Source organism: Mucilaginibacter flavidus, from assembly GCF_024055575.1.
Classification (GTDB): Bacteria; Bacteroidota; Bacteroidia; order Sphingobacteriales; family Sphingobacteriaceae; genus Mucilaginibacter; species Mucilaginibacter flavidus.
In genome coordinates, this window is the sequence record NZ_JAMXOE010000010.1 from 50364 (window position 1) to 62893 (window position 12530).

Consider the following 12530-nt stretch of genomic DNA (forward strand, 5'->3'; position numbering starts at 1 on the left):
TTTACTATATTTATTGGTTAATTGCATAGATTAATTAATAGTGGCCGTTATCGTGGTTACCGACCGGGGGGTGATCGCTACTGTTCTGTTATCAGCAGTACCCGCCTGGAGATTTGCTGCTGACGACGTTGTAAACACCTTGACTTTAGAAATTTTAGCATTGCCTGCAATTATATTGAGCGGTACATGTTCTGTGTTGTTATTGATAACGACAACCGCCAGTTGATTACCCTTTTTAAAGGCGGAAATTAATAACGGGCTTTGTAAACGCTGATCGCCGCTTACCTGTGTATCAACTCTTACAGCACCCGGCCTGATGAACCTGCTGTAATTGCCCAATGCCCAGAGCATCTTGCTGTCATAATAATTGCCGTCGGTTTTATTGTTATCCACATAAATAAGCCCGTCTTTATAATCGTATCGCGAAACGGCTGTCCACCATTGCCAAGCCGAAGCGTTGGCCACGCTAAGATCGGTATGAATAACCCTGGCAAGGTATAAGGCGGCGTCGATACCCAGGGAGCGTTTGCTGCCGTTAATTTCACCTGCATTATCACCAAGTATGCAATATTCCGATTGCCAAAACGATAACCCTGGGTATTTATTCAATTGATCAGCAAGTGACCGGCGCAGTTTTCTGGCTGTTGAGTCGGGCGAAGTGGTAAAATAACTGTGCGCTGCGAGGGCTCTTTTCAGATGTTTTAAATCACCGATATAGTTAACAGACCCTGGCTTAAAAAAGTCATCAACCTGGTTGCCCTTGCTTGGTTTATCGCTCGCGGGTAAGAGGTAAGCCAGGCTACCGGCTTCGGCCATTATGATTTTTGATGGTACATGGTTTTTATAAAAACTTGTATCAATTGCCCTCAAAAGGCCGGCAATTTCGCTGTTTGAATAGGGACATCCTTCCTGGCCGCCATCGCTCCAGTCCCATTGTGGTTCATTCACCGGGCTTATATAATCCAGGTTGATACCTGTTTGCTTTTTGATGCCTATTTCGACAGCGGAAAGATAATTAGCAAATGCACCGTACTTTTCAGCGGCAATGTTTGATTTACCAGCAGTTGCAAATGCCTTACCATTAACGGTTAAGTTTACCGGGGGGCTATTTACGAAACCGAGGAACTGATTAACACCGCGTTTTTTTGCAGCCGACAAAAACCACAATTGCCCGGCCTGGCTTTGCCAGTTATAAGAGCCATCGGCATTTAAAAATGATTCGGCCCGCCGCCATTCGTCTTTGATGCCGCTTTTTTCGGCCTGAGCGGCACTGCCCGCACCTATATTGAACCGCCACAACGACAGCGCAATCCCCCGGGGTGAGCCATCGGTAAGCGTGTCAGTACTAAATAGTAAGTCGGCAATCTTTTCTTTTTTTTCGTTAGGCCATTTGCCAATGAATTGACATGCCCAGGCATCCGATGCGCCAAAATTGTCAATTTGCTGGTAAGTTTTTGACAGATCGATATTTACTGAAATAGCGCTCTGTTGGCCTTTAACTAAAATACCGTAGTGCAGTAGCAATGCTAATGCCGGTATGACTTTTTTAAGGGTAGAAGTTGCTATCATAACTGGATAAAAGTTCAAATACCACTACAAAACGCCGGGGAAGTTGAACTGTAATTTATTTTATTGTTGTACAATTTGCTACTGCGATTGACATTTAGCTAATGTAATTGGGTATATATGTCAAATTAACATTAATTATTTGCCATTTGAAAGTATTTGCTTTTTTATTTGTAATAAATATTCATTAAACAATTTGGTTTTTTACCCCGCCTGGTAGTTCGCTATAGGCCGCTTGACTTTGTGGATTAATAATTTATTTGGACCGCTCACATGTGGATTGTTGAAAATTACAGTTTGGTGAGGTCAGTCCAAATTAGCTACTTTCGGCAGGTATGAAAGTGATCATTGCTGAAAAGCCGTCTGTGGGGCGCGAGATTGCCAAAGTGTTCGGGGCAACGACGAAGAAAGATGGTTATATAGAAGGCAAAGGCTATACGTTTACCTGGGCGTTCGGCCATCTGCTGCAATTGGCAGCGCCACAAGAGTACGGGTTTTATGGCTGGAATGTACAGAACCTGCCGATGCTCCCGCAAAAATTTAAGCTGGCGATTCGTAAAGTAAAATCTAAGGATGGCATGATTGAAGATCCCGGCGTTAGGAAACAGCTGGATATCATTAAATCACTGTTTGACGAGGCGACTGAAATTATAGTGGCGACGGATGCCGGGCGGGAGGGAGAGTTGATCTTCCGTTATATTTATTATTACCTGAAGTGCAAAAAGCCCTTCAAACGATTGTGGATTTCTTCCCAAACTGATGAAGCCATTAAGGAAGGCTTCCGGAACTTAAAACCCGGTTCCGACTATGATACGCTTTTTAATTCTGCGCATTGCCGCTCACAATCAGATTGGCTGGTGGGGATGAACGCCACGCAGGCGCTTAGTTTATCGGCAGGCTCACGTTCCGTACTATCACTAGGCAGGGTGCAAACGCCTACGCTGGCCATGATCTGCTCCCGCTATAACGAGAACAAAAACTTTGTCCCCGAGCCATTTTACCAGGTGAGTATCATGCTGGATAAGGACGGGCAGGTTTTCCGCGCAATAACCGAAGAGAAATACAAAACGAAGGACGCTGCACAATTGATTGTTGACCAGGTAAAAGAAACCGGCAATATATTAAGTGTAGAAGCCAAACCAAGAAAAGAACCTCCTCCTTTACTGCACGACCTGAGCAGCCTGCAGCAGGAAGCTAATAAAAAGAAAGGTTTTACGGCCGATCAGACGTTGACTCTTTTACAGAACCTTTATGAGAGTAAGCTGGTTACTTACCCAAGAACGGGCAGTCGCTACATCGGCGATGATGTATTTGCTACTGTACCCCAATTGATAGAAAAGCTAAGCGGGCATCCGGAGTTGGGTAAACAAGCAGCTGTACTTATGGGCGCCAAACTTAGCAAACGCAGTGTAAATGCCAAAAAAGTAACTGATCACCACGCCATCCTGACAACCGGTGAAGAGCCCCGCCAACTTTCGAATGATCAACAAGCGATTTATGACCTGGTAGCGGGCCGCATGCTCGAAGCCTTTCACCAGGATTGCATCAAGGAAATTACCAAAATTATCGTAGAATCCGGTCATAAGTTTATTGCCAGCGGCACAGTAATTAGTACAGCCGGCTGGCGTGCCGTGTTTAACGAACCCGACGAAGAAAAAAAGGACGAGGAAAACGCCAGTCTTCCAAAAGTTAAACAAGGAGAAGACTTGCCTATTGTTGAAAAGACCCTGTTGGAAAAACAGACCAAGCCTCGTCCTCTATATAACGAGGCCAGCCTGTTAAAAGCACTTGAAACAGCCGGCAAGGAAATTGACGATGAAGAATTGCGCTATGCCATGAAAGATAGCGGTTTGGGCACGCCTGCAACCCGCGCCGCCATTATTGAAACATTGATTAAACGCGACTACATTGTGCGCGAAAAAAAGAACCTGGTACCTACCCCAACCGGCCTTGCCGTTTACAACGTTGTAAAAGATTACCGCATCGCACAGGCGGAACTGACCGGCAACTGGGAAAAGAGGCTGGAGGAGATCCGCTCCGGCGCCTCGGTGACCGGCTTCCAGGAGGAGATCAAAGCTTATACCTGCACAATTACGCAGGAACTGCTGGTTGCAGGTAAAGGGATGCAATTGGTAAAATGATTCTTTTAGGAAAGCATCATACAGGTTGCAGCCCTTCACCTCACAACCCGCTGCCATCAATGCTAACGATAATGCAGCTCTATTCTCTATATGTAAAATATATATAGCATCAGCATAATTTTATTTGCTAAATCGATTTTTTTGATTTTATTTGCTAAATCGATAATAAGTGGAGCTAAAATAGCTAAATTGATTTAGCTATTTTATATTTCGATGAAATAAAAATTTCTTTATACGTAAAAGACGGTTCGAACATATTTCCCTGGCGTCTTCACTCCGCGTTCATTGCCTGCTTAATTAAGTCGAGGCCCTGTGGCGTAAAATTTAAACCTAAGGCAAAACTATGCCCATGGCTATCCATTTTTAACAGCGATTTACGAAGTATATTGATCATTTTATCCGGTTCATTCCGGTATTTCTTCCTAAAATCCTCGTACTGGTATTGCAGAAACACCAAGCAAAGCGCGTTTTCCATGGTCTGAACATCAGCGTCTACCTTAATGCGTTTTTTTAGGATGATTTGGCTCACCCGTTCTATCTCCGCAGTTTCATAACCAGCTTGTTCCATTAAACTGCCCGTTATGGTTGCATGGTGCTGTGCAAGGTCTTTTCGCCATTTCAAATAAGGATCCCGCCCTTCGGGGTAGCTTTCACGTGGTATTTCCCAACGGCCAATATGCTGACTTCGTGATGCCAGTAGCAGTTCTTCGCTGGCTGCAGGATCCAGCTTTAATATCCAGTCATGCAATTTAATAGCGAAGAAATATTCCTGCGGGTAGTTGGTCCCATCCCACTCAAAATTGCGCGGATCTTGCATATTATAAGCATCAAAAAGCTGGAACGCGGCGTCTAATTTATTCATCGCCTTAAATTACTATCTTTTCTCCATCAACTCAAAACTATCTTTATCGGCATCGCAAACCGGGCATGTATAAGTGTCAATATCTGCAAAAGCAGTGCCGGCTGGTATGGTGTTTAGTTCATCGCCGTAAGCTTTATCATAAACGGTTAAACAGTGCCTGCATTGGTAAAGCACGTCTACGTTTGCAGGCAAGTCTTCAGCCTCTTTAACCAAAGGGGCTACAATTTTTGTTTTGCTTTGCGACAATTGATAATAGCTATTGCATAAATCAATTAACTGCTCCACCAGGTTTTGCGCTTTAACCCTCTTTTTATAGGAAATGTAATTTTTTGAGTTCGGGTTAAAATCTGCCGTATGTAACACCTCGAAATTACCCGATGGTTGTGTTTTTATAATGATCGACCCCAGCAAACCGGTTTTGGATTGCGTTTTAATGGCAAAGCTTAAACGGTAGGTTCGCAAATCGGCCTTTTCAAATTCGCGTACCAGGTGCTGCTTCAACGTAAGCCCTTCTTCGCACATATCTTCTATTTGCCAGTTTAACTCGTTCGAGGCATGCCTTACGTTTAGACGGTATCTATCCAGGATAAAACCCCAGTCGTTGCGGTCGCCGGGATTTATGCCTTTTATCAAAATTGATTTCCAGGGCGTGGTATATAGTTGCCCTATCCTTGTTTCAAGACAAAGGCTGCATACTTCTTTTAAAAACGAAATTTCGAAAAGTTCATTGCGGCGATAAACACCCAGCCAGTATTTGTTATCGTATTTATTAAAACCTTCGTAATAAGGCAAGTAAAAATCGGGCAATTGTAAGGGTACAGTCATCGGCTGCATATGTGTAGCTGTCCCTTTGGTCACCATATCAAAAAAAAGCTGCTCATCGATATCCGGCATGTCGTAAAACAGGGCCCTGTTTTTCAGGATAACTTCTTCGGCCTTTTTACTGATAACAGGTATATCATTTGAATAAATAAGCGAAGGCCAGCAGTAAAACTGGCTAGTCTTAGGGAACCGGACATGCAAATACCAGTAGTTGCTTACATCTGAGCTGATAAAATTAAAGTTGCCGCCAAAAAACGGTACAAAAGTTTGATGCCGGTCTACCAGGTTTATTTTTAGCCGGGGCTGGTAACTGAAGAGGTCAAAAATGTCTTTATAAACGCCCTCTCTTAACCAACCTTCCTGGCTAAAAATAGTATCGCAAACATAGGAACTGATGATATTGGGATACTTATCGGCATCGATCTCATAAACAATACCGGCCTGCAACATTTCCATCTCCATGTCTTCCAGTTCATTACCCGGAATGGAAAAAAATAATTGTTGCCGGTTGCCGAAACGGATGTGCTGTGCGCCTGCGTTTTCGGCAATTACCAATATCTCGTAAAGGTCACCGGCCGATACAACGCCCCCAGATAAGTTTATTTTAATTAGGTACTCCATCAGGCTACATTTTGCGGAACCAGGTTTTTCAATCCTTCTGCCAGGAGGCGCTTCACCTCCGGCCGGCATGAACCGCACCCGGTACCGGCGCCGGTGGCAGAACAGAGGTCTTTTATATTATCGCAGCCTCCTGCAATTTTTATGTTGATGTTTTCGCTGCCTACGTTGTTGCAGCTGCATACCAGTTTACCTAATACCGGGTCGGCTTTGTTGCCGCTACGTAGTAGTTGCAGGCGCTTTTCACTTAGTTCAGTTTTGTTGGCAATCAATTCCTTAAACTCCAGGAACTCACTTTTATCGCCAATTAATATGGCGCCTACCAGCTTGTCCTGGTGGATGATGCATTTTTTATAATAGCGCTTAGCCTTATCGATAAAAACTACTTCTTCATAACCTGGTTCATCAGGGCATTCGGGCAGGCCAATACTGCAAAGGTCGAAACCGTGTATTTTTATAATATTCATGAATAGGCTGCCTTTGTAATAGCTGGCAATGTCGCCGTTCATGTAACCGGCAACAACAGAGGCCTGCTGTTCGGCGGCAGCGGTAATGCCATATAAGATGCCTTCAAATTCGGCAATCTCGCCTATAGCGTAAATATCCGGGTCACTGGTTTGCAGGCGCTCATTTACAACCACACCGCGTTTGCATTCCAGCCCGCAGTCGCGGGCAAGCTCAAGATTGGGCGTGGTTCCTATGGCAAGAATCATCGCGTCGCAGTCAATTTTACGTCCGCTGCGCAAGGCAATACCGGTTAGTTTTGATCGGCCATAATACAGCTGCACCTCGTCATCATAATAAATATCGCATTCCTGGTCAACCATTTCTTCGTGCAGCAATTTACTCCCCAGGGCATCTAACTGTCGGTTTAAAAAACTGGAAGTCCGTTGAATAATAGTTATCCTGATTCCCATTTCGCGCAATGATGCCGCCATTTCAAGCCCGAGTAAGCCACCACCAACAATTACTACATGCCCGTTTTTTTTGATATGTTTTTTAAAATTATCAGCATCGGTACGGCTACGCATCGTGAATATACCGGGCAGTGAGGGCACATTTTTAGGGATGGCTGCCCGGCTGCCGGTGGCCATAATCAGCACGTCATATGGTGTTTTAATACCCCTCGCATCGATAACATATTTTGTTTCGCGGTCTATTTTTTCGACACTTACACCCCGCAGTAAATTAATGCGGTATCCAGGTTCTTCCGAATCCTTCATCTTAACTAACTGCTCCCATTGCTGTTCGCCGCTGATATAGTCGGGCAGCATCACCCGGTTGTAAAACGGAAAATTTTCCTTGCTGAAAATGGTAATACGGTCGGCAGGGTTCAGTTCCCGGTACGATTTTACAAAACCATAAGCACCGGCACCCGCTCCAATAATTACAACACGTTGAAAGGGCTTTTTATATTTCTCAATGTTAACGGCGCAGTATTTAAAGTCGGGTTCTTTCGAGATTGGGTCGACCGCATCATTGGTGATATTATTCACCCGGTGCAGGTCGTTACCTAATATTTTCCCCCAGTGCATCGGTAAGAAAACTACGCCCGGCTTAATTTGAGTTGTTACTTTTGCTTTCACCCGCACCTCGCCGCGGCGCGAAGTTATTACTGTAACGTCACCATCTTTTAAGTGCAGGCCGGCAGCGTCATGCGGGTTTATTTCTATAAAAGATTCCTTCAGGTGCTGGTTCAGCTTATTTACCTTACCGGTCTTGCTCATAGTATGCCACTGATCGCGGATACGGCCGGTGGTTAATATAAACGGATAGTCGTTGTCCGGTCTTTCACTGGTAAAAGCATCAGGCACGGGATGTATTATCGCATTTTGCGATGGGGTGAAGAATTTTTTATCAGCAAAAAGGCGCTCTGTACCGCCGGGTTTGCTTTTCTTTTTATAAGGCCATTGTACCGAAGATTGCTCTTTCAGTACTTCGTAACTAAGTCCGCTGATGTCGATATTTGTTTTTGCGGTTAGCTTAACATGCTCAGCATAAATCTCTGCGTTGTTTTTAAAATTAAATCCCTGGTAGCCCATTTTACGGGCAAAGCGGCAAATAATTTCGGCATCGGGCAGGGCCTCGCCGGGCGGCTCAATAATTTTATTGAGATAACTGATGCGCCTTTCTGAATTGGTCATGGTGCCCTCTTTTTCAGCCCAGGCGGCGGCAGGCAGTATCACATCGGCATAAGCTAAAGTTTCGGGCTTATTGCTTACTTCTTGAACCAATACAAACTTGGCTTTCTTCAAGGCCTGCTCAGCCAAGCGCACATTAGGTAAACTGGTGAGCGGGTTGGTGCACATTATCCAGATTGCTTTTAACCTGCCATCATTCAAAGCCTCAAACATCTCGGTAGCGGTTAGGCCCGGTTCGGGATTAATGCTCGTGCCCTTCCAAAACTTCTGTACCTCTTCGCGGTGCAGCGGGTTTTTCAAGTCGCGGTGTGCTGGCAGCAGGTTTGCCAGCCCGCCAACTTCGCGGCCACCCATGGCATTGGGCTGCCCGGTCAGGGATAAAGGCCCTGACCCGGGCTTGCCCACGTGGCCGGTTATCAAATTCAAGTTTATAAGGCTCAGATTTTTGTTTACACCAACACTGCTTTGGTTTAGTCCCATGGTCCACATAGAGATAAAGCCTTTGGCTTCGCCGATGTATTTGGCGGCAAGCTGCATATCACGCTCGCTGACACCGCATATTTTTGCCGATTCTGCAAGGGTACGCTTAAATACCAGCGCACTGTATTGCTCAAACCCTTCCGCATGGTTACGGATAAAGTCGATATCAATATCTCCGTTCTCGATCAGCAAGCGGCCGATGGCATGGTTCAGCGTGATATCTGTACCGGGATTGATTTGTAAGTGCAAATCAGCCAGGCTGCAGGTGTCCGTCACCCTTGGGTCGACCACTATGACTTTAATATTCGGGTTAGCCGCCTTATGCGCCTCAACCCTGCGCCATAATATCGGGTGGCACCAGGCTGGGTTAGCGCCGGTTACATAAAAACAGTCGGCCAGTTCAATATCGTCATAACAAAGCGGTACACTATCCTCACCCAGCGCCATTTTGTAAGCAGCTACTGCGCTACTCATACACAGGCGCGAATTAGTATCGATATTATTACTGCCGATAAAACCCTTCATCAGCTTATTTACCACGTAATACTCCTCGGTTAAGCATTGCCCGGAGGCATAAAACGCGACTGAATCAGGCCCGTATTTTTCGATAAACGTTTTAAAAACGGCCACTGTACGGTCGAGCGCATCGTCCCAACTTACCCTTTGCAGGGGCATGCTTTTGTTGTAGCGCATTTGCGGGTACAGCAGCCGGTCGCTTTTATCATTTACGGTATAGTGCAGGTTGATGCCCTTGCTGCACAGCATACCCTTGTTAACCGGGTATTCTTTATTCCCGGTAACGGAAATATCTCCGTTCTTTTCTTTATTAACCACCACGCCGCAGCCAACCCCGCAATAACAGCAGGTTGAGGTGAGCGATTGGATATTTTTTCCGGGTGATTGCATGTGTTATATCTTAAATTATACCGCCGCTGCTATGCCCGATGCCGGTTGTTCTTCGTTGGCTGTTTGCTTGTAGAAACGGGTAACAAATACAATTGCCGCTACCACCATTACTGTGTAACCGATATAGGTAAAAGCCTGCACATAGGTAATAGCCGATGATTTGAACAGGAAGCCAAAAAGCATCCCGCCCAGGTTACCGCCAGCCCCAACTATGCCACTTACAAGGCCAACATTCTTCTCGTTAACAAAAGGGACAATGCCATAGGTTGCCCCGTTTGACATTTTAAGGAAAAGCGCGAACGACAGCATGGAAATAATGGCAATTAACAAAGTGCCCGATTGTGCAAACAGTACCAATCCGCAGCCTTCTAAAAGTAGTACACCAGCCAGCAATAAGCCTTTACCGCGCAATCCATGTTTTTTGCCAACCTTGTCTGATACGATACCACCCAATGCCCGGGCGAAAATGTTCATGAAACCGAATATCCCGGCCCAAAAGCCAGCTGAACTTTGCGACAAATGGAAATTGTCTACAAAATGCAGTGAAGCCACGTTATCAAAAGTAACTTCCATGCCGAAGCACATGGCGTAGGCCATGGTCAGGGCCCAAATGCGCCAGTCGGCCAATACGGACCAGTCTGTTTTGGTTGATTTGGTTTTGTAGCCTATCTCGTCGTAGTTGCCATTGGGGGTATCTTTAGTATATTTATAATATAGCCATGCAATTACCAGCATCATTGTGCCGGGAACAATCATGGCGTAGCGCCATGCTTCGGCAGATGTGTAGCCAAAACCAACAATGGCGGCAAATATTAAAGGCATCACCATATTGGTAACCCCGCCGCCCAGGTTGCCCCAGCCGCCGGTAACCGCGTTTGCTGTGCCTTTTATATTGGGTGCAAACATCATGGAAGTGTGAAACTGGGTAATTACGAACGATGCCCCGATAACCCCGATTGCCAGCCTGAACATTAAAAAAGTAGTATAGCTATGCGCCAGCCCTACAAAAAATACCGGCAGCGAACCGATGAGCAACAGCCGTACTGCTGTTTTACGTGGCCCCCAGGTATCGCACAGCTTACCAATAATAAGGCGGGCAATAATAGTGGAGCCTACCGAAGCGATGATGATGTTACCTATTTGTGCCTTGGTTAAATGCAGTTCGGCACGGATAGTCGGCATTAACGGCGCCAGGCCGAACCAGCCGAAGAAACAAACAAAGAACATAAGCCACGTGATGTGAAATGTGCGCATTTGTATGCCCTTTGCTGAAAATATATTGAGTTTGGTGAGTTGCTTTTCCATGATCTTTCTTTTTTGAGGATGATTATTTATTTAGAAATTCTGGGGTGATATTGAGTTGGAGATATGCCCAAACAGGGTTAAGATGTGCAGTGCCCGGACTTATATTTTTCGCATACTCCATACTTTGTGTAGCCGACATGTACGACAGACCCAACGTAGCCTGTGTAAACTTGTTAAGCTTATAGCCTGTAGTTAGGTCGAATTCGGTGCCGAGGTATTTGCTAACTGCGTTGCCGGTCAAATCTTTTTGATTGTTAGCCAGCATAAAATAGTGGTTAGACAGTTCGGTACTGAACCGTTTGTTGTTCGATGTGTATTTTATTTTAAGATAAGGGTTACTCAGTCCGCCAGTTGGCGACCCGCTGCCTGCATAAAAGTAATCCATCAAGCCCCAAAATTTGTGCGGCGTGCCATACAGCGGATCGAAACGATGACTGGTTTTGGATGAAGAAAAGGCATCGTTGCCGGATAGGTAGTCCCAACCTATTGTGTACGCGAGGCTACCTGGGCTATAAGCAGCCGAGAAGGTGAGCATGGAAGCATCAAGCGCCAGGCCATCCTTATCATGTCCGCCCTGGTAGTAGTAACCGCCGGTTAAGGCAAACTGGTTTTTATCGCCAAATACGGGGTTAACGAGCAGCCCTGTTGTGTAACGCAGATTTACACCCGGTTGGTTATAGCGATAGCCATATACATAGCCAACATCGGCGCCGGCGGTATTTTTAACTGAATCGAGCGCGTGTTTGCCAAACTGATCGGTTAGGAACAGGCCAGATATTTTAGTTTTGTTGAATTTTTTTGCAAAGTATAAATACTGTAATGCTTTATAATCCTGGTTCAGCCCGTTTGTACCGGGTGGGTTTAACAACGCCAGGTTGCCGTTTTTAACACTAATGCCTGATCCATTGATCAATGGAATCATCCCGGCCGGCGTGTTGACCAAATTGCCTTTACTATCTTTTACTGTAGCAGGCACATTGGCTGGTGTATAATAGGTGCCGTTGTAATTTATTGCGTCGCTATTTTGATTAAAAGCGCCGCCTAAATCAACTAGCCAGCCGCTTTGAATAAGTTTTAGTACAATGGCATCATGGCGGCGGGCTTGCTGCAGCCAGTCCGACGGGCCCAGCAGGTGCTCATCGTCGTAGGTAATTTCCTGGCGGCCTATTTTAATGGCGAAATAATCGAACGGCGATTTTTTAAAGGAAGTGTCTTTTTTGTTAGAGAGGATAATTTCGGCCCAGGCTTCGTGCAAACTTAAACGGCTGCCATCGTTTACAGTTATAGTGGAAGCATCCTGCCCCCAAAGCCGCACATCCTGGATAGAAGTTTGAAAAATAAGGTGGCTCCACTTATAGTTGAGCGTCAGCCGCGTTCGCTGGGAAATAAAGGCGGCATCTTTGTTACCGAGGGTTTGCAGTGTGACGTAACCGTCGCGCAATTCGCCCCGGGGGCGTAGCTGCCCGGTGATTGTTAATTGCGCCCTGGCCGTAAGCGCGGCCAGGCTGAAGCACGACACAAAAAGAACAACCCTGCATTGTTTAAATACATTTTTGTACATTTGGTAAGGTTTTTTAATTTGTTAAAGCAATTGAAAACTGATAACCCTGCCCGGGAATGCGACCTCCCGGCGGGGCTTTTTTTTGAGTGATAATTCTTATTTCTCTGTCATTGTTAGTTATTTTATTA

Annotated in this window: 7 protein-coding genes; 1 reads left to right on the forward strand and 6 read right to left on the reverse strand. The window is 45.6% G+C overall.

What is annotated here, in order from left to right; genetic code table 11:
* Positions 1-30: 30 nt before the first annotated feature.
* The gene (locus tag NAF19_RS15730) at positions 31-1569 is read right to left on the reverse strand and encodes a glycoside hydrolase (protein WP_252791025.1); all 1539 of its coding nucleotides are present in this window, start codon (positions 1567-1569) and stop codon (positions 31-33) included.
* 332 nt (positions 1570-1901) lie between these two features.
* On the opposite strand from NAF19_RS15730, the gene NAF19_RS15735 reads away from it, so the two are divergent.
* Entirely contained in the window at positions 1902-3707 is a 1806-nt protein-coding gene (locus NAF19_RS15735; protein WP_252791026.1) for a DNA topoisomerase 3, read from the forward strand.
* A 271-nt stretch (positions 3708-3978) separates the two neighbouring features.
* Here the strand turns inward: NAF19_RS15735 and NAF19_RS15740 are convergent, their stop codons facing one another.
* From NAF19_RS15740 to NAF19_RS15760, 5 genes are read right to left on the reverse strand one after another with little or no spacing between them, the layout of a single operon-like run.
* Entirely contained in the window at positions 3979-4569 is a 591-nt protein-coding gene (locus tag NAF19_RS15740) for a DUF4202 domain-containing protein (protein ID WP_252791027.1), read from the reverse strand.
* Between the two features lie 12 nt (positions 4570-4581).
* Positions 4582-6012, reverse strand: coding sequence for a rubredoxin (locus NAF19_RS15745; RefSeq protein WP_252791028.1), 1431 nt, complete (start codon positions 6010-6012; stop codon positions 4582-4584).
* Entirely contained in the window at positions 6012-9536 is a 3525-nt protein-coding gene (locus tag NAF19_RS15750; RefSeq protein ID WP_252791029.1) for a nitrate reductase, read from the reverse strand. The genes NAF19_RS15745 and NAF19_RS15750 overlap by 1 nt, the downstream gene beginning before the upstream one ends.
* A gap of 15 nt (positions 9537-9551) precedes the next feature.
* Positions 9552-10841 (reverse strand): MFS transporter, encoded by a 1290-nt coding sequence (locus tag NAF19_RS15755; RefSeq protein ID WP_252791030.1) that lies wholly within the window; start codon positions 10839-10841, stop codon positions 9552-9554.
* A gap of 22 nt (positions 10842-10863) precedes the next feature.
* Entirely contained in the window at positions 10864-12402 is a 1539-nt protein-coding gene (locus NAF19_RS15760; RefSeq protein ID WP_252791031.1) for an alginate export family protein, read from the reverse strand.
* Between the last annotated feature and the right edge of the window lie 128 nt (positions 12403-12530).